The organism is Edaphosphingomonas fennica, from assembly GCF_003034225.1.
Classification (GTDB): Bacteria; Pseudomonadota; Alphaproteobacteria; order Sphingomonadales; family Sphingomonadaceae; genus Sphingomonas_E; species Sphingomonas_E fennica.
The window spans coordinates 1-18248 of the sequence record NZ_PHHF01000012.1 but is presented as its reverse complement, the minus strand read 5'-3'; the positions used below and the strand labels follow the sequence as shown (position 1 = coordinate 18248).

The following is an 18248-nucleotide window of genomic DNA, read 5'->3' as shown; positions in this document are numbered from 1 at the left end:
AGATCATGGCTCGGGGACAGAATGAGGAAGTCGCGCCGATCATCGTGCGCAAGGTGCGCCGCAAGAAGCACGCCGCCCATCATGGCGGCGCCTGGAAGGTCGCCTATGCCGATTTCGTGACGGCGATGATGGCCTTCTTCATGCTGCTCTGGCTCCTCGCCAATCCGAACAAGGCGCAGCTCAAAGGGCTGGCCGAATATTTCTCGCCCAGCCCTGCCAAGGATTCGCCGGCCGCCACCATGACCGCCAAGCCCGGCAGCCAGCCCGGCGAAGGCGGCCACGGCCGCCGCGCGCAGGGCGACAATGACAAGGCGGTGGGCCAGCCATCGGCGGAAGCGGGCGTGAAGGGGGCTGCGCGCGGCGGCACGGCCGAGGTGCCGGAAGCGGCGCTGCGCGTGCTGGCGGACGAGATGATGATCGCGCTGGACAAGCCGCCGGAGAGCCCCAACCAGAACCGCAACGTCAGCGTCGAAAGCTCGCGCGAGGGGCTGCGCGTCCACCTGCTGGACAGCGCTAACCGATCGATGTTCAAGGGGCCGACGGCCGAGCTCAACGATTATGCCCGGCAGATGCTGGCGCGCATCGCGCAGCGGCTGGTGAAGGCCGGCGCGCAGGTGGCGATCGAGGGGCATACCGATTCCACCGGCGGCCAGAGCGACGCCAACTGGCGCCTGTCCAGCGATCGCGCGCTCGCTGCGCGCAGCGCGATGGTGGCCGCCGGCCTTTCGCCCGATCGCTTTTCCGAAGTGGTCGCCAAGGCGGGGACGGAGCCGATCTATCCCGATCGGCCCGACCGGCCGGAGAACCGCCGCATCACCATCGTCATCCTCGCCGAACCCTCCGCGCTGCCGCGCGATGCGAGCTTCAGGTTCTGACGGGCCGGCGGAAAGGGGGGATATAGGATGAAGAAGATGCTCGTCTCGATCCTGGCGCTGGTCGCCGGCGTGGGCGTGGGCGGCGGGGCCGCCTACGGCACCGGCAGGCTGCTGGCCGCGCCGATGCCCACGGTCGAGAAGCTGGAATTCGTGCCCACCGGCCCCATCCTGGCGCCGCTGGTATTTTCCGACGGCAGGCTCGCTTCCTACGTCTCCTTCGAGGTGCAGCTGGAGGTGCCGGCCGACCGGCGCGACGATATCGCGGCGAAGATGCCGGTGCTGCTGAACGCGGTCAACATGCGCACCTATCGCACGCCGATGGCGAGCGGGCGGGACGGGACGATCCCGAGCCTCGCCGCCTTTCGCAGGGTCGTGTTCGATGCCGCGCAGGAAACCTATGGAAAGAATGTGGTCCGCCGCGCTATCGTGACGCAGGCGGCCCCGATCTGAACCGGAGAAACCGATGAACCTTTCGTCCTCCGCGGCAGGCGGCGATCACAACGGGGACTGGCTGCCGTCGCGCGCCGCGCCGCTGATGACGCCGCGTTCGCCGCGGACGATCGCGCTGCTGCTGATCGCGCGCATCACCAGCGACCGCTACGACGCGCTCTGTTGCGTCCGCAACCTTTCCTCCGGCGGGCTCAAGGCCGACGTCCGCGCCCGCTTTGTCGTGGGCGAGCGCATCCGCATCGAATTCCGCAACGGCGATGTGATCGCCGGCGAGGTGCGCTGGACCGACCGGCGATCGATCGGCGTGCAGTTCGATGCTGCGATCGATGTCGAGCGGCTGCTCTCCCAATCCTCGACGAGCTGGCGCCGGCCGGGCGGGCAGGTGCCCCGCGCGCCGCGCCTGCCGACGAGCTGCCCTGCCGAGCTCAAGACCAACGGCCGCATCCACCGCGTGTCGGTGGTGGATCTTTCGCAGGGCGGCGCCAAGCTCGCCGTCACCGCGCCGGTGGAGAAGGACGAGCTCGTCACCCTCGTCGTTCCCGGCCTGCCGCCGCAGAAGGGCGTGGTGCGCTGGGTGCAGGACGGCAAGGTAGGCGTCGCCTTCCTGGAATCGATCGCCTTCGCCACGCTGGCCGAATGGCTGGTCGATCCCGCCACCCGCTATTCCGCCGCGGATAGCTGAAGCCGGACATATGCTGACGAAAAGGGGCGCGGAACCGGATCGGTCCCGCGCCCCTTTTTCGTTGTCGAAAACAGCGCCCCGCCGTGTCAGCCGGGGCCACCGAAGCTCTTGACCAGCGATCCCGCGATCAGCGCCCAGCCATCGACCAGCACGAAGAAGATGATCTTCATCGGCAATGATATCGTCGCAGGCGGCAGCATCATCATGCCCATCGCCATCAGCACCGCCGCCACGGCGAGGTCGATCACCAGGAAGGGCAGCAGCAAGAGGAAGCCGATCTCGAACGCGCGCCGAAGCTCGGAGATCATGAAGGCGGGCATCAGCGTCGTCATCGGCAGCTCGGCGCGCGGCGTCGGCTTCTTGCCGGAAAGGTCGACGAACAGCTTCACGTCCTCGTCGCGGACATGCTTCAGCATGAAGGTGTGGAACGGCTTGGATGTGCGCTCGAACGCCTGCGCCTCGGTGATGCGGCCCTCATTATAGGGGGTCACGCCCTGCTTCCATGCGGCGTCGAAGGTCGGCCCCATGACGAAGAAGGAGAGGAACAAGGCCAGGCTGATGATGATCGGGTTGGGCGGCACGCCCTGCGCGCCCAGCCCGTTCCGGAGCAGCGAGAGCGCGACGATGATCCGCGTGAAGCTCGTCACCGTCATCAGGATGCCGGGCGCGAGGCTCAGCACCGTCAGCATCAGCACGAGCTGGATGGCGCGGCCGGAGATCGATCCCTCGCCCAGATTGGCGGTCACGCTCTGCGCCATCGCCGCCTGCGGCAGCATCAGGAGCGCGGCGATCGCCGCGATGCGGATGGCCTTACGCATCGGCGGCGGCCTTCCGCGCGGCGGCATCGATGCCGCCTTCGATCAGCAGCGGCCCCTGGGGCGCCAGCATCACCAGATGTTCCCTGTCGTCGCGGCGGATGAGGGCGACGCTGTGGCGAGCGTCGATCGCCAGCCGTTCGATGATCTGCACGCGCCGCACGTCCCCCTTCGGCCCCAGGCCGCCCGCGAAGGCGCCCGGCAGCTTCAGGTCGTAACGGCGGACGGCCCACAGGGCGCCGGCCAGCAGGCCCAGCACGACGCCCAGCGCGCCCAGGGTGCGCAGCAGCGCGAGAAAATCCATGTCAGCGCACCCGCTGGACGACTTCGGTGATCTCCAGCGACATATGCTCGCCTTCGACGAGCACCTTGCCCTTGGCCACCAGCTGGTTGTTCACATAGACGAGCGTCGGATCATTATGCCCGCAATCGAGCGGGATCATCGCGCCCCGCCCCATCTTGAGCACCTGGCGGATCGGCAGATTGGTCGATCCGAGAACGATCGACAGGTCGATGGGTATTCCCTCGAGGACGGACATAGAGGTCTCCTTCTGGGATTTTTATAGGATTAATTTTCGCCGAACCGCCGGAGCTAGGCAAAAAATGCCTATAAGGGAAAAGCCAGCGATCAAGCGGGCGGGAGGAACCATGGATCTGAAGTCTTCGATCGGTGTGTCGGCATCAGGCCTGCGTGCGCAATCGCTGCGCATGCGCATCATCGCCGAAAACCTCGCCAACTCGGATTCCGTGGCCCGCACGGCGGGCGGCGATCCCTATCGCCGCCGCGTCGCGACGTTCAAGGCGGAGGTGGACCGGGCGACCGGCGCCACCAACGTCAAGGTCCGTTCGATCGAAGGCGACAAGACCGATTTCCAGCGCATCTACCAGCCGGGCAATCCGGCGGCCGACACGCAGGGCTATGTGCTGCGCCCCAATGTGAACGGGCTGGTCGAGGCCGCCGACATGAAGGCCGCGCAGCGATCCTATGAAGCCAATCTCAACGCCATCGAATCCGCGCGCAACCTGACGATGCGGACGATCGACCTTCTCAAATAAGGAAGCCATCCATGTCCATCGGAGTCCTTGACGCCGCGGCCGCTTATGGCCGCGCGGTGAACAGCATCGCGCCCGCCGCCGCCGGCGGCGCATCCGGCGGTGCCGCCGATGTGGCGGGTGCCGCAGCCGGCGCGCCGGGCGGCGGGTTCGGCGGGATGATCGAGAATCTCGTCACCGAAGCCGCCACGTCGCTGCGCACCGCCGAGGCGGCGAGCGCGCAGCAGGTGGCCGGCAAGGGCGACCTGATCGACGTCGTCACCGCGATCGGCGCGGCCGAGACCGCGCTCGACACCGTGGTCGCGGTGCGCGATCGCGTGGTGAACGCCTATTCCGAAATCATGCGCATGCAGATCTGATCCGGGGCCGGCGCGATGGATGCCTTCCAGGCGATGGAGCTGGCCAAGGCCGGCCTGCTGCTGATGCTGACGATCGCGGGGCCGATGCTGATCGGTTCGCTGATCGTCGGCGTCGCCGTCGGCCTGTTCCAGGCGCTCACCCAGATCCAGGAAATGACGCTTACCTTCGTGCCCAAGATCCTGGTGCTGGGCATCGTCCTCCTTCTTTCCCTGCCGATGATCGGCCGGGCGCTGGCGGGCTTCATGGCCCGCATCGCGGACATCATCGTCGCGGGGTGACGGGCGATGGCGGGGCTCCCCTTCGATGCGGCCGCCTTCCTGATCCTGTTCGCACGGATCGGGGCGGTGCTGATGCTGCTCCCCGCTTTCTCGGAGGATGCGATCCCCGGCCGCGTGCGCCTGCTCTTCGGCCTGGGCTTCACCGCCGGCCTGTTCGGGCTGCTGGGCGGGCAGGTCGCGCCCGCGCTCCGTTCCGACACCGCCTTGCCCGGCATCGTCCTGTCGGAACTGCTGGTCGGCATCGCGATGGGGATGATCGTCCGCATCCTGTTCAACGCCGCATCGATGGCGGGCGCGATCATCAGCCTCCAGGTCGGCCTGTCCTCCGCGCTGGTGATGGACCCGGCGCTCGGCGGGCAGGCGTCCGTGCTTGCCCGCTTCATCGGTATCGCCGCGGCGGTCGTCTGCCTCACCACCGGCGTCCATCACCTGTGGATCGCCGCCATGGTCCAGTCTTACGCGCTGTTCCCGGTCGGCGGCCTGCCGCCGGCGGCCGATTTCGCCCGGCTGGCGGTGGAAACCACGGGCCATGCGATGGGCCTTGCCGTCAGCATGGCGGCGCCGCTGATCGTCTACGGCATATTGTTCAACGTCGCCCTTGGCCTTGCCGTGCGCATGGCGCCGCAGATCCAGGCCTTCTTCATTATGCAGCCGCTCAACATCCTGCTCGGCATGTCGCTGTTCGCGGTGCTGATCGGCGGCATCCTGACGGCGTTCGCCAACGCCATGGCCAATTTCATGCAGAATGGCTGGAGCCTCTGACATGGCGGAGACCGATCAGGACCAGAAGACCGAGGAACCGACCCAGAAGCGGCTGGAGGATGCCCGCAAGAAGGGCGAGGTCGCCAATGCGCCGGAGATGCGGCACGCCACCATGTTCGTGGGCGCGCTCGTCGTCGCCGGCGGGCTGGGCGCCTGGTGCTTCGCGCGGCTGAGCACGATGATGGTGCGGCTGTGGGGCAGCGCCGAGGATTTCCGGATGGAGCCGCGCGGCGCGCAGAACCTGGTCGGCGGAGTGATGGCGGAAACCGCCCTGTCGCTGGCGCCGATCGCCGCCGTTCTGTTCGGCTGCGCGATCCTCACCCTCTTCCTCCAGGGCCGGCCGACGATAAGCTGGTCGCGGGTCCGCCTCAAATGGTCGAAGCTTTCGCCGATGACCGGCCTCAAGCGCATGTTCGGCACGCGCGCGCTGGTGGAATTCGGCAAGACGCTCGCCAAGTTCACCGTCATCGTCCTCGTCGCCGTGCTGGTCGCCTGGCCGCGCGCGGTGGCCTTCGACCAGTTGATCGGCCAGTCGCCCTATGACGTGGGCAAGACGCTGGCGGAGATGATCTACCGCGTGCTCAAGGTCGTCGCGATGATGGTCGTCGGCCTGGCCCTGTTCGATTTCGTCTACCAGCGCCGCGCCTATCTGAAGCGGATGCGGATGAGCCTTCAGGAGATCAAGGACGAGATCAAGCAGAGCGATGGCGATCCCAAGATCAAGGCGCGCATCCGCCAGATCCAGATGCAGCGCGCGCGGCGGCGGATGATGCAGGCGGTGCCCACCGCCAGCGTGATCGTCACCAACCCCACCCATTATGCGGTGGCGCTGAAATATGAACATGGCGAGATGGCGGCCCCGATCGTCGTCGCCAAGGGCGTCGATGCGGTGGCGCTGAAGATTCGCGAGATCGCGACCGGCGCCAAGGTGCCGATCGTCGAAAGCCCGCCGCTCGCCCGCGCGCTCTATGCCGCGGTCGAGATCGACCACCCCATTCCCGTGGAACATTATGCCGCCGTGGCGGAGATCATCGGCTACGTGATGCGCCTGGCGAGGCGGGTGGCATGACCCGTCGCAAAATCCCGGCCCGGCCGCCGGTTCGGCCGCCGCTTCATCCTATAAGGATTATGATGCGAAGCTTTACCAGATTTCGGGCCCATGCCCTGTCGCTGGTCTCGGCCGCCGTGCTGGGCTGCGGCCTCGCTGTCGCGCCGGCTGACGCGGCGACCAGGATCAAGGATATCGTGGACGTCGAGAATGTCCGCTCCAACCAGCTCGTCGGCTACGGCCTCGTCGTCGGCCTGGCCGGCACGGGCGATCGCATCCGCAACGTCCCCTTCACCGAGGAGACGATCCAGGCGATGCTGGAACGGATGGGCGTCAACATCCGTGGCACGACGATGCGCACGGAAAATGTCGCCGCCGTTTCGGTGACGGCGACGATGCCGCCCTTCGCGCGCGCCGGATCGAAGATCGACGTGCAGGTTTCCGCGATGGGCGATGCCACCAGCCTGCAGGGCGGCACGCTGCTCGTATCCTCGCTGCGCGCGCTGGATGGGGAAATCTATGCCGTGGCCCAGGGGCCGGTGGCGGTATCCGGCTTCAAGGCGCAAGGGGCCGCCGCGCGTATCACCCGCGGCGTCGCCACCTCCGCGCGGATCGCCGGCGGCGCGATCATCGAGCGGGAGGTGCCCTATGCCCTCAAGTCGGCGACCAGCCTGAAGCTGGCGCTGAAGAACCCCGATTTCACCACCGCGCACCGCATTGCCGACGTCATCAACATGCAGGCGCCCGGCGCGGCCGAGGTGCTCGATCCCGCCACGGTCGAGCTGCGCCAGGGTGCCGGCTATGGCGGCCCGCTGGTCGAGCTGATGGCCCGGATCGAAAACCTGCCCGTCGATGTCGACCAGCCCGCGCGCGTCGTCATCAACGAGGCCGCCGGCACGGTGGTGATGGGGGCGGACGTGCGCGTCAGCCCGGTCGCGATCGCCCAGGGCGGGTTGACCATCGCCGTCACCGAAACCCCGATCGCCTCACAGCCGGAGCCTTTCTCCGGCGGACAGACCACGGTGCTGCCGCGCACCAGCATCGACGTGGACGACGGCGGCGGCCGATCGCTGGCGGTGCTGAACGGCGGCACATCGCTCCATACCCTGGTTTCCGGGCTCAACGCGCTCGGCGTCAGCCCGCGCGACCTCATCACCATCCTCCAGGCGCTAAAGGGGGCGGGTGCCCTCCAGGCTGAAATCGAGGTGCAGTAAGATGGCCGATATCGCCTCCGCCATGCTGCCGCCGGCAGCGACCGCGCAGATGCCGCGCCCCACGCCCGATCCCGCCTCCACGGCGCGCGAGTTCGAGGCCGTGTTCGTCGGCCAGATGACCAAGCTGATGATGGAGATGGTGGACACCGGCGATTTTTCCGGCGGCGCGGGCGAGGAGATGTTCCGCGGCGTGCTTGCCGAGCAAATGGGTAACGAGATCGCGAAGCGCGGCGGCATCGGCCTCGCGCCCGCCGTGCTCGATCAGATCATCCGTATGCAGGGAGGTTCCGGCCATGGCCAATGAAGCGATCGACGTCATGGCGTCGCTCACGCTCATCATGAACGAGGAAACCGATCGACTCCGCTCGCGCGAGGGCGGCCGCGACCTGGCCGAGCTCGCATCCGCCAAGATCCGCCTCGTCGGCGTGCTGGAAAGCGAGCTTGCCCGCCTCGATCGCGAAAAGCCCGGCTGGGCGCGGGCGCTGGATCAGGACGGGCGCGACCAGCTTGCCGCCGCGCTGATCGCGCTGGGCGAGGCTTCGACCGCGAATGCCGCCATCCTCGAACGCCAGATCGATCTTTCGATCGAGATGATGGGCGCCGTCACCGCCGAGGCCAAGCGCCTCGCCGGCCGCCGCGCCTCCACCTATGGCGCGGCCGGCAACCTCGCCCCGGATTTCACGGCCCCGATCTCGGTCAATTCGGAATTCTGATCGCCCGTCCGCCCCGTGCTGGACGATCGCCGCCCGCGCCCTCTATCAAGCCCGCCTGAGACAGCGGCAGGGGAGGGGGCGGTGCACAGGGGATCATGTCTTTGCGGGGCGATCACCTTCGAGATCGCGGGCGAGCTGCGTGGCCCGGATGCCTGCCATTGCAGCATGTGCCGCAAGGTTTCCGGCCATTATTGGGCGTCCACCGACATGGCGCTGGCCGATCTGCGGCTGAACGGCGCCGACAAGCTGAGCTGGTATCGATCGTCGGAGAAGGTGGAGCGGGGCTTCTGCTCGGTCTGCGGCTCCGCCCTGTTCTGGAAGCCCGTGTTCAAGGACAGCATCGCGGTGGCGATGGGCGCCTTCGATGCGCCCACGGGCACGCATCTGGAAAAGCACATCTTCGTCGCCGACAAGGGCGATTATTACGAGATAGCGGACGGCCTTCCGCAGCGGCCGCGATAAGCCGGGGAGCCCCCGCTCAGCCCGTGGCGCGGCGGGGATCGATCATCGGATGGCGGGTATCGACCGCCGCCAGCGCCTCGGCCGCCGGGAGCGGGCGGCCGAACAGGAAGCCCTGGCCATAGGCGCAGCCCAGCAGCGAAAGCGTGTCGGCCTGCTCGATCGTCTCCACCCCCTCCGCCGTCACCGGCATGCCGAGGCCGTGGCCGAGATCGACGATCGCGCGCACGATCTTGCCGCCGGCAAAGCTGTCCAGCGTGGCGATGAAGGAGCGGTCGATCTTGATCCGGTCGAACTGCAGCTCGCGCAGATGGTGCAGGCTGGAATAGCCGGTGCCGAAATCGTCCAGCGCCACCTTCACCCCGGCATTGCGCAGCGAAAGGATCGTCGCGCGGGCGGCAGCGATATCCTCCACCAGCGCGCTTTCCGTGATCTCCAGGATCAGCCGCCCCGGCGCGAGGCCGCCGGCATAGAGCGTCTGCAGCAGGCGGATGGCGAGATCGGGCCGGCGGATCTGCAGGGGGGATATGTTGATCGAGAGCGTCAGGTGCCCCGGCCAGTCGCGCGCGTCGCGGCACGCCTGGCGCAGCAGCGCGAAGCTCAGATCGTTGATGAGGTCGACATCCTCGGCGATCGGGATGAACACGGCGGGATCGATGATCCCCCGGATCGGGTGCCGCCAGCGCGCCAGGCTTTCGAAACCGACGAGATGGCCCGACTGGAGCGAGAGGATCGGCTGGTAGAAGGGCACCACCTCGCCGCGCGCGATGCCGGCGCGCAGATCGCTTTCCAGCCGCACCCGATCGCGCAGGTCGAAATCCATCGCCGGCTCGAAGGTGCGGAAGGTGGCGCCGCCGTCATTCTTGGCGCGGGACAGGGCGACGCCGGCCACGCGCAGCAGATCGTCGGCGCGGCCGTCGATCGCGGCGCTGTCGGCGATGCCGATCGATGCGCCCACCTCCACCACGCCGCCCGCCACCGCGATCGGCTCGGCCACCTGGTCCACCATCCGCCGCGCGATCTCGGTGGCGCTGGCGGCATCGCCGGGCATGAGGCAGGCATATTCGTCCCCGCCCAGATGGGCCAGCGCCGCGCCCGATGCCCTGGCCAGCCGTCGCAGCCGTTCCGCCGTCACCCGCAGCACGAGGTCGCCGGCTTCATGGCCGCACACGTCGTTCACCATGCTGAAGCGGTCGAGGTTGACGATGAGCATCGCCACCGGCCCGCCTTCGAGGCGCGCGCGCAGATCATCGAACAGGCGGGCGATGGTGCGGCGGTCGGGAAGGGTGGTGACGGGATCGATCCAGCCGCCGGGGCCGTCGTCATGGGCGGCCGTGCCTGTATCGCATGGAATGCCTGTGCCGGAAGCCGTGCCGAGGAAGCCGGTGATCCTGTGCAGGGCGCTGCCCAATATATCCTTTGCCCCGCGGCGTGCGCGCATAACAGCGTCCTGAACTCGGCTACTCAGGATCATTATAGGAATGGTTTCGGCCGATCATCGATCGGATGGCCGGATTTCAGGCGTTCGGATTCGGAATTTATCGACCAGGCCGTTGGAATCACGCGTATTTGGCGGCGAGGCGCCGCTTCCGCCTTCGGAATCCCCTTAGCCGGAGATTTCAGTCGAAGATGGCGCCGATCGCCGTGGCGACGTCGATCGGATCGAGCGCGTCGATCGCGATCTCGCGGTCGGGATGCGCGCTATAGCCGGTCATCCGGCCGTCGCGATCGACGCCCACCGTCAGCAGACGCAGCCCCTCCGTCTCGCGCACCACGGCGATGCCGCCGGGGGTGGGGAAGCGATCGGGATCGACGATCACCGTCGCCCGTGCCGGCAGGGCCGGCCCCAGCGTGGGCCGGCAGACGCGCAGGCCATAGGCATTGGGTCCGGCCCCGCGCGGCGCCTCCACCATGGTGCCCATGGGGGTGCGCTGGATCAGCCCCTCGCCGATCGGTGCGCCGAAAACCGGCACCAGCCGCACCAGGGCGGTTTCCCCTTCGGCCATGGCCGGCCCCTCGAACGGCGCGCGTTCCTCCGCCAGCATGGCGAAGGCGGGCTGCGTTCCGGCCGGATCGGCGCGGAGCGGCGGCGGCGCCTTGGGCGGGCGCGGGTGCAGCCGGCCGGCGGCGGGATCGAAGGCGGCGCGCAGCTCGGCGACGCGGGCCCGCGTCTTGGCCTTGCGATCCTCGGGATTGGCCACGGCGCGGAGATGCGCGTCCAGCGCGCCGGCCGCATGCAGCCCGGTTACCCGCTCGCGCAGCGCGGCCACGTCCGCCACGTCCATCAGGCGGCAGATGCCCGCTACCGTGCCGTCATTCCACCGGCCGATCGGCTTGAAGGCGTTTTCCAGCCGCGAAAGCATCACCGGGGCGATGCCATAATCCTTTTCCAAGGCCGCGATGGTCAGCCCCGCATCGGCCTCGCGCCGATGGCGGATCGCGGCGGCCAGCAGCACGGCGAAATGGTCCTCGGCGGGATCGAAGCTCGCCGGGTCCTGCACGTCCGCCGCCCATTCGGCCATGTCGAAGGCGTCGTCGTCGATGTCGATCAGCAGATCGGCGGGCAGCAGCTTCAGCGCGCCCGCGATGGCGGCAAGCTCGGCCGGCTTGGCGAACACCTCGCCACGCTCGATCTTGGAAAGGCGGATATAGGGAATGTCGGGAAGGCGCTGGGACAGCGCCAGCAGCTTGGCGAGGCCGCGCTTGCGGCGGCAGAGGCGGATATTATTGGGAAACACGATCGACCGATATCGATCGATCTCCATTTCCCCGGCCGGCACATCCACGGCGGACAATTTCTTCCCCCCCCGAAGCGCGTCGTCCTGTTGCAGGGAAAGGCTCCGTTTCAGATGGAAAGCCATTTTCCGTTCATTTCACGCGAAAGCTCAGTTTTTGTCGCGGCAACGCATGCCCCGGAATCCGCGCGTCGTCAATATTATGGGAAACGAGTCATTAACATAGGAATGCGGCCGCTTTGTCCGGCATTCGGGCCAAATCGTATGGGGGGACGATTCCAACATCCGGTGGTCGGCATGAAAAACCGCCGCCGAATAAGCAGATAAGTCCATTCTGGTCTGATCTACATCTTGAAGATGTTCGATTTTTCCATCAGCATGGGCAGCCCCGACATGGGCCGACATGCGCAGAACATGGCCGGCCGCGCTTTCCGGCGGCCGATCGGACAGTTCAATATAGGATGGATGCGGGCCGCGGCCTGCGTGCGCGGCCAGTTTCGTCGCGGTCCCGGAAGGGGGGCCGCCGGAACCGGAACCGCGCGGCCTCGCCGTCCGCGCGGTTCCCCGTTCGATCAGGCTTCCGGCGCTGCCTCGCCGCCGGCCTCGGCCCCGGCGTCCGCATCGCCGGCGCCGTCCTCGGCCTCAGCCTCGTCCTCTTCGCTTTCCTCGATCTTCGCGGCGGAGACGACATGCTCGTCGTCTGCCACGTTGAACAGGCGCACGCCTGCGCTGCCGCGCCCGATCACGCGCAGCGTATCGAGGCCGAGGCGGATCATCTTCGCCTGATCGGTCACGAGCATCAGCTGCTCGCTGGTCAGCGCCGGGAAGCTCGCCACCACCGGCCCGTTGCGGGCGATGTTGTCGATATTGGTGATGCCCTGGCCGCCGCGCCCGGTGCGGCGATACTCATAGGCCGAGCTGAGCTTGCCGTAGCCGTTGGCGCAGACGGTGAGGATGAACTGCTCGCGCGCCTGCAACTCGGCGAAGCGCTCGGCCGGCATCTGCGGCGCGCCTTCCTTTTCCGCCTTCCACGGGGCGAAGCGCAGATAATCCTCGCGTTCCTCCTGGCTGGCGCCGGCGCGGTGCAGGATGGAGAGCGAGATCACCTCGTCGCCTTCCTTCAGCGTCATGCCGCGCACGCCGGTGGAGGTGCGGCTCTGGAACTCGCGCACCGCCGTCGCCTCGAAGCGGATGGCCTTGCCCTGGCGGGTCGCCAGCAGCACGTCGTCCTCCTCGGTCAGCAGCGCGACACCGATCAGGCGATCGTCGCTGCCCTCGTCGAAGCGCATGGCGATCTTGCCGTTCGAGGGCACGTTGGTGAACGCATCCATCGAATTGCGGCGCACCGTGCCCTTGGCGGTGGCGAACATGACGTGCAGGTCCTTCCACACCGCCTCGTCCTCGGGCAGCGGCAGCACGGTGGAAATGGTCTCGCCCGCCGCCAGCGGCAGCAGGTTCACCATCGGCCGGCCGCGCGCCTGGGGCGCGCCCTCGGGCAGCTTCCACACCTTCAGGCGATAGACCTTGCCGTGGTTGGAGAAGAACAGCACCGGTGTGTGGGTGGAGGTGACGAACAGCGCGATAACGGCGTCCTCATCCTTCGTCCCCATGCCGGAACGGCCCTTGCCGCCGCGCTTCTGGGCGCGGAAGGCTTCCAACGGAGTGCGCTTGATATAGCCGCCCATGGTGACGGTGACGACCATCTCCTCGCGCTCGATCAGGTCCTCATCGTCGATATCGTCGCCGGCCGGCGCGATCGTCGTCTTGCGCGGGGTGGCGAATTCGGCGGCGATGAGGTCGAGCTCCTCCTCCATCACCTCGTAAAGGCGGGCGCGGTCGCCCAATATGTGCAGCAGCTCGCCGATCGAGGTGGCGAGCTTGGCCAGCTCGTCGCCGATCTCGTCGCGGCCCAGCGCCGTCAGGCGGTGCAGGCGCAGGTCGAGGATGGCGCGCACCTGCGCGTCGGACAGGCGGTAGGTGTCGCCGTCCACCTCATGCTCCACCGCCTCGACCAGCTTGATATAGGCGGCGATCTCCGCCACTGGCCATTCGCGGGCGAGCAGGGCGGCGCGCGCCTCGGCCGGGCTGGAGGAGCCGCGGATGATCCGCACCACCTCGTCCAGGTTGGTGACGGCGATGACGAGGCCGAGCAGGATGTGGGCGCGCTCGCGGGCCTTCAGCAGCTCGAACTTCGAACGCCGCGTGATCACTTCCTCGCGGAACTTGACGAAGGCCTCGATGATGTCGCGCAGATTCAGCACTTCCGGGCGGCCGCCGCGGATGGCGAGCATGTTGGCCGGGAAGCTGGTCTGCGCCGAGGTGTGCCGCCAGAGCTGGTTCAGCACCACTTCCGGGGTGGCATCGCGCTTCAGCTCGATGACGATGCGCACGCCGAAGCGGTTGGATTCGTCGCGGATGTCCGAAACGCCCTCGATCCGCTTTTCCTTGGCGGCCTCGGCAATGCCTTCCACCAGGGCGCTCTTGCCGGTCTGGTAGGGGATCTCGGTCAGCACGATCGACCGCCGGTCGCCGCGCCCTTCCTCGATCACATGCCGGGATCGCATGATGATCGATCCCTTGCCGTTCAGATAGGCGTTGCGCGCGCCGCCCTTGCCCAGGATCAGGCCGCCGGTCGGGAAGTCCGGGCCGGGGATGATCTCGTGCAACTCTTCCGAGCTGATCCCGCCATTGTGGATGAACGCCTTGCAGGCCGCGATCACCTCGCCAAGATTGTGGGGCGGGATGTTGGTGGCCATGCCGACGGCGATGCCGCCCGATCCGTTGACCAGCAGGTTGGGGAAGCGCGCCGGCAGGACCTGCGGCTCCTGCAGCGATCCGTCATAATTGGGCTGGAAATCGACGGTGTCCTTGTCGATGTCAGCCAGCAGCGCCATGGCCGGCTTGGCGAGCCGCGCTTCGGTGTAGCGCATGGAAGCCGGCATGTCCGGGTCCATCGACCCGAAATTGCCCTGGCCGTCGACCAGCGGCACCCGCATCGACCAGTCCTGCGCCAGACGGGCGAGCGCCATGTAGATCGCGGCGTCGCCATGCGGGTGATAATTGCCCATCACGTCGCCGACGATCTTGGCCGACTTGCGATAGGGGCGGCCGGGGACGAAGCCGCCTTCCTGGCTGGCGAAAAGGATGCGCCGGTGCACCGGCTTCAGGCCGTCGCGCACATCGGGCAGCGCGCGGCTGACGATCACCGACATGGCATAGTCGAGATAGCTCGACTTCATCTCGTCGACGATCGAGACGGGGGAGATGTCGCTGTTTTCGCTGGGCGGCGGGACGCTGGCCAAGATGGTTTCCGTATGTCGTGACAGGGCATTTTCGCGCGCGCAGGCGCGACCTCATGCCCCTAGCCCAACTGGTCGACGTATGCCAGCCCGGCGCTGTCGAATTCCATGGGAGGCGGGGGCCGGACGACCCCGCCGGATCGCCTTCGTCAGACGGCGGAGATGTAGCGCAGCCGGCCGTCGCGGCGGGGCCGGCGGAAGGCCACCAGCATCAGCGCGCCGACCAGAGGCAGCCAGCCCGCGCTGCCGAGGCTGCTCGTGGTGCCCGCCGCCACGATCCGTCCATCCTCGTCGGGTGCCGCCGCCATCGCCGCCAGCCAGCGCTGCCGCGCGGCGGCGGGCGTCAAGGCCGGGTCCCTGCCGTTCGCGCCCGTGGCGGCATCGGGCGCGGGGAGGGCGGCGGGAATGTGCATCGGCGCGGGATCGGCGGCCGATCGGTGCGCCATCGGGCCTTCCATCAGGAGAAGCGCGGCCTGGGCCGAAGGGGCGCCGGCGACGAAGGCGCTCAGCACGATCAGGGCGTCAGCGGGCCGGTATCTGGTCGGGACACAACGCAACATGACGATACTCCGTTGCCTGGCGAGTCCTTGACGCTGCAATGCACCATTTTCGAAGGCGATGGCAATTGCGAAGATGCTAACCGTGGCTCTTACGCGATGATTATTTCACTTTCCCGAAAGGCGCGGCTGATGCTGCGCCGCAGGCGAAGGCGGCGGGCCGGGGCTTCACGCCTCCGCCGCCGTCCCCCGCACGAACAGCCAGCGGTCCGGGGCGGACGCGGCGGCATCGAAGGCATAGCCGTCGCTGTCGAACGCCTTCATCTCCTCGGGCCGGGCCACGCGATGCTCGCACAGCCAGCGCGCCATCATCCCGCGCGCCCGCTTGGCGGCGAAGCTGCTGAAGCGCAGGCCCTTGGGGCCATATTCCTTGAAATCGACCGTGATGATGCGGGCCTTGGGCGGGGCCTGCGATACCACGCCCCAATATTCCTGGCTGGCGAGGTTCAGGATCACTCCGTCGCCCTGCTCGGCCAGATCCTCGGCGATCGCCTCGCTCACCCGGCTTCCCCAGTGGAGATAGAGGTTGCGCGCCTCGGGCGCCCAGCGCGTTCCCATCTCCAGCCGATAGGGGCGGATCGCGTCCAGCGGGCGGAGCAGCCCGTAAAGGCCGGACAGGATGCGCACATGGTCCTGGGCGAAGGCGATCGCGGCATCGTCCAGGCTCCGCGCCTCGAAGCCCACATAGACGTCGCCGTTGAAGGCGTGGAGCGCCGCGCGCTCCTCGGCCTCGGCGAAGCCGGCGAAGCGGGCGGCGTTCAATTCCGCCAGCTTGTCCGAAATATGCATCAGTTCGCCGAGTCTGGCCGCGCCCAGCCGTGCGGCGGCGGCGGCAAGCGCCCCGGCCTCCTCGGCGAAGCGGGGGCGGGTGGTGGCGTGCGGGGGAAAGGGGCGCCGATAATCGAGCGACTTGGCGGGGGACAGCAGGGCAAGCATCGGCCGCGCCTATCCCAGCAGCGGCGCCGGCAAAAGGGAAAAAGCATTGTGGTGCCGGCCGCTTGCCGCGTCATTAAAGGCGGGTTCAGCGCCGTTCCGGCATGGCCGGGCTTGTGTGGCGAAATCTTGTGCGGCGTGCGGTGGCAGAGTAGGCAGGCCGGCGCACGGGAATCCCCGCTCCCTGAGGAGGCTTGAGAAGATGAGAATGGTTTCGACGATCACGCTGGGCCTCGCGCTCGCGCTGTCCGGCGTGGCGGTTGTGGGCGTCCAGCCCGCGCTGGCGGCGAAGAAGGAAAAGGAACAGGCCGGCAAGCCCCAGCTCACGCCGGCGGTGCGCGAGGCAGTGGCCGCCACCCAGGCCGCGATCGGCCCGGATCGCAACGCGCCCAAGGATATCGCCACCGCCGTCGCCAAGGCAGGCGAGGCCCGTTCCGCCGCGCAGACGCCCGACGACAAATTCTATGCCGGTTCGGTCTCCTACGATGTCGGCCTTGCCCAGAAGGACAAGACGCTCCAGGCCCAGGCGCTCGATCTGATGCTGGAAAGCGGCAAGGTGCCGGCCGCCTCGCTCGGCAATTTCTGGGTCGTCCGCGGCCGCCTCGCCTATGAATCGAAGGACTATGCCCGCGCCGAGCAGGCGTTCGACCAGGCGACCAAGGCGGGCGACAGCTCGACCGAATCCTACGCCCTTCTCGTCGAATCGAAGGACAAGCTGGGCAAGCCGGCCGAGGCGCTGGCCGTGCTCCAGGAAGCGATCAACAAGGCGCAGGCCGCCGGCCAGCCCTTGCCGGAAGCCTATTATCAGCGCGGCGTGGCGATCGGCTACAAGGCGAAGCTCGGCCCGCAGGTGGCGGATATCACCCAGGCGTGGCTGAAGGCCTATCCGAGCCAGGACAATTGGCGTGATTCGCTCATCACCTATCGCGATCTCAACAAGATCGACGCCGATCAGGAGCTTGATCTGATGCGCCTGATGCGCACCGCCAAGGCGCTGAAGGGCGAGAGCGATTATTATACCTATGCCGAGGCGGTCTATCTGAAGTTTCCTGGCGAAGGTAAGGCGGTGATCGACGAAGGCGTCGCCGCCGGCATGCTGAAGCTCACCCCCAACAGCAACATCAAGCTGTTCAGCGACACCGCCAATTCGCGCGTCGCGGCCGACAAGGCCGATCTCGCCGGCGCTGCCGCCTCGGCCGCGAAGGCCGCGAACGGCGTCGCCGCCCGCGCCACCGCCGATTCCTACCTCGGCTATGGCGAATATGCGAAGGCGGCGGAGCTCTACAAGGTCGCCCTTCAGAAGGGCGGCGTGGACGCCAATGTCGTCAACACCCGCCTCGGCATGGCGCTCGCCCGCGCCGGCCAGAAGGAAGAAGCCAAGCAGGTCTTCTCCCAGATCACCGGCCCGCGGCAGGGCCTCGCCAAATATTGGCTGATCTGGATCGACCAGCAGGCCTGATCTGCCGTCGCCCTTGGGCAACGGATAGAAAGGGGGCGGCCGGATCATCCGGTCGCCCCTTTTTCGTGGGCTGGAGGTCGGCGTGGAGCGGTGACGGAACCGGGGCGGCGTGGAGATTCACGTTGGGCAACGGTTGGTTTCAAGCACTGCGTCGGGCGATCGGCGCGGTCGATTTGTCGGGGTGAGAGGACAATAACCCCATCGTCACCCCGGACCTGTTCCGGGGTCCACCGTCAAGCAGGTGGTGGCGCCTGATCATGCCAAGACGGATTGTCCCGTTCGTTTCCGGTCCCTTTGCCAGCGCCTGCCCTGCTTTTCGCGCGATTGCGGGATACGGGTCGATGCGGCGCAGAAGACGGGGCGCTAGGCCGACATACAGTGCCGTCGAAGCCGCTGGCGAGGATGGAGACGCACTGCCGGCGCTCGATCATCAACGTCGATGTCTGCGGCACGGTGGACCCCGGAACAGGTCCGGGGTGTAGCGCGACGATTACGGAGTCCGGTCGGCGTCAATTTTGATGGCCGATAGGTGGCCGCGCCGGTTGGTGAATTCTGG

At 67.7% G+C, this 18248-nt stretch carries 21 protein-coding genes; 13 read left to right on the top strand and 8 right to left on the bottom strand.

Annotated features, from left to right (window positions below; all coding sequences use genetic code 11):
• Positions 1–5 precede the first annotated feature (5 nt).
• Genes CV103_RS02625 through CV103_RS02615 form a run of 3 tightly spaced genes read left to right on the top strand, consistent with a single transcriptional unit; the run spans position 6 to position 2007 of the window.
• Positions 6–875: a flagellar motor protein MotB gene (locus tag CV103_RS02625; protein WP_107393896.1), complete on the top strand. Its 870-nt coding sequence runs from the start codon at positions 6–8 to the stop codon at positions 873–875.
• Between the two features lie 27 nt (positions 876–902).
• Positions 903–1325, top strand: coding sequence for a hypothetical protein (locus tag CV103_RS02620; RefSeq protein WP_015458063.1), 423 nt, complete (start codon positions 903–905; stop codon positions 1323–1325).
• 13 nt (positions 1326–1338) lie between these two features.
• The gene (locus CV103_RS02615) at positions 1339–2007 is read left to right on the top strand and encodes a PilZ domain-containing protein (RefSeq protein ID WP_015458062.1); all 669 of its coding nucleotides are present in this window, start codon (positions 1339–1341) and stop codon (positions 2005–2007) included.
• Positions 2008–2093: 86 nt separating this feature from the next.
• Here CV103_RS02615 and fliP read toward each other — a convergent pair whose 3' ends face one another.
• From fliP to CV103_RS02600, 3 genes are read right to left on the bottom strand one after another with little or no spacing between them, the layout of a single operon-like run.
• Complete coding sequence (gene fliP, locus CV103_RS02610) at positions 2094–2825, bottom strand: flagellar type III secretion system pore protein FliP (RefSeq protein ID WP_070936026.1); 732 nt, start codon at positions 2823–2825, stop codon at positions 2094–2096.
• A complete protein-coding gene (locus tag CV103_RS02605) occupies positions 2818–3126 on the bottom strand; it encodes a flagellar biosynthetic protein FliO (protein ID WP_070934574.1) in 309 nt (102 codons plus the stop codon). Before CV103_RS02605 ends, fliP begins: the two co-directional genes overlap by 8 nt.
• Before the next feature lies 1 nt (position 3127).
• Complete coding sequence (locus CV103_RS02600; protein ID WP_015458059.1) at positions 3128–3361, bottom strand: FliM/FliN family flagellar motor switch protein; 234 nt, start codon at positions 3359–3361, stop codon at positions 3128–3130.
• Positions 3362–3470: 109 nt separating this feature from the next.
• Between CV103_RS02600 and flgC the strand changes: the two genes are divergently transcribed.
• The 9 genes from flgC (at position 3471) to CV103_RS02555 (ending at position 8712) form a co-directional block, all read left to right on the top strand.
• The gene (gene flgC / locus CV103_RS02595; protein WP_015458058.1) at positions 3471–3878 is read left to right on the top strand and encodes a flagellar basal body rod protein FlgC; all 408 of its coding nucleotides are present in this window, start codon (positions 3471–3473) and stop codon (positions 3876–3878) included.
• Positions 3879–3889: 11 nt separating this feature from the next.
• Positions 3890–4234, top strand: a complete 345-nt coding sequence (gene fliE, locus CV103_RS02590; RefSeq protein WP_015458057.1) for a flagellar hook-basal body complex protein FliE — start codon at positions 3890–3892, stop codon at positions 4232–4234.
• A gap of 15 nt (positions 4235–4249) precedes the next feature.
• Positions 4250–4513, top strand: a complete 264-nt coding sequence (locus tag CV103_RS02585; protein WP_015458056.1) for a flagellar biosynthetic protein FliQ — start codon at positions 4250–4252, stop codon at positions 4511–4513.
• 6 nt (positions 4514–4519) lie between these two features.
• The gene (gene fliR, locus CV103_RS02580; RefSeq protein WP_015458055.1) at positions 4520–5275 is read left to right on the top strand and encodes a flagellar biosynthetic protein FliR; all 756 of its coding nucleotides are present in this window, start codon (positions 4520–4522) and stop codon (positions 5273–5275) included.
• 1 nt (position 5276) lies between these two features.
• Positions 5277–6344, top strand: a complete 1068-nt coding sequence (flhB, locus tag CV103_RS02575; protein WP_015458054.1) for a flagellar biosynthesis protein FlhB — start codon at positions 5277–5279, stop codon at positions 6342–6344.
• Positions 6345–6406: 62 nt separating this feature from the next.
• The gene (locus CV103_RS02570; protein ID WP_107393903.1) at positions 6407–7537 is read left to right on the top strand and encodes a flagellar basal body P-ring protein FlgI; all 1131 of its coding nucleotides are present in this window, start codon (positions 6407–6409) and stop codon (positions 7535–7537) included.
• Position 7538: 1 nt separating this feature from the next.
• The gene (locus tag CV103_RS02565) at positions 7539–7841 is read left to right on the top strand and encodes a rod-binding protein (RefSeq protein WP_015458052.1); all 303 of its coding nucleotides are present in this window, start codon (positions 7539–7541) and stop codon (positions 7839–7841) included.
• On the top strand, positions 7831–8250 hold the full coding sequence (locus tag CV103_RS02560) for a hypothetical protein (RefSeq protein WP_015458051.1): 420 nt from the start codon (positions 7831–7833) through the stop codon (positions 8248–8250). Before CV103_RS02565 ends, CV103_RS02560 begins: the two co-directional genes overlap by 11 nt.
• Positions 8251–8331: 81 nt before the next feature.
• Positions 8332–8712 carry a GFA family protein gene (locus tag CV103_RS02555; RefSeq protein WP_107393895.1) on the top strand — a complete coding sequence of 127 codons (381 nt, stop codon included), beginning with the start codon at positions 8332–8334 and terminating at the stop codon, positions 8710–8712.
• A gap of 16 nt (positions 8713–8728) precedes the next feature.
• Here CV103_RS02555 and CV103_RS02550 read toward each other — a convergent pair whose 3' ends face one another.
• From CV103_RS02550 to yaaA, 5 genes are all read right to left on the bottom strand, one after another.
• Entirely contained in the window at positions 8729–10120 is a 1392-nt protein-coding gene (locus CV103_RS02550) for a putative bifunctional diguanylate cyclase/phosphodiesterase (protein ID WP_170112536.1), read from the bottom strand.
• A 208-nt stretch (positions 10121–10328) separates the two neighbouring features.
• Positions 10329–11570, bottom strand: coding sequence for a hypothetical protein (locus tag CV103_RS02545; RefSeq protein WP_107393893.1), 1242 nt, complete (start codon positions 11568–11570; stop codon positions 10329–10331).
• A gap of 446 nt (positions 11571–12016) precedes the next feature.
• The gene (gyrA, locus tag CV103_RS02540) at positions 12017–14746 is read right to left on the bottom strand and encodes a DNA gyrase subunit A (RefSeq protein ID WP_070934568.1); all 2730 of its coding nucleotides are present in this window, start codon (positions 14744–14746) and stop codon (positions 12017–12019) included.
• Positions 14747–14892: 146 nt separating this feature from the next.
• A complete protein-coding gene (locus CV103_RS02535; protein ID WP_107393892.1) occupies positions 14893–15303 on the bottom strand; it encodes a hypothetical protein in 411 nt (136 codons plus the stop codon).
• 165 nt (positions 15304–15468) lie between these two features.
• The gene (yaaA, locus tag CV103_RS02530) at positions 15469–16236 is read right to left on the bottom strand and encodes a peroxide stress protein YaaA (protein WP_107393891.1); all 768 of its coding nucleotides are present in this window, start codon (positions 16234–16236) and stop codon (positions 15469–15471) included.
• Positions 16237–16441: 205 nt separating this feature from the next.
• On the opposite strand from yaaA, the gene CV103_RS02525 reads away from it, so the two are divergent.
• Positions 16442–17692, top strand: a complete 1251-nt coding sequence (locus tag CV103_RS02525; protein WP_015458042.1) for a tetratricopeptide repeat protein — start codon at positions 16442–16444, stop codon at positions 17690–17692.
• Positions 17693–18248: the final 556 nt, after the last annotated feature.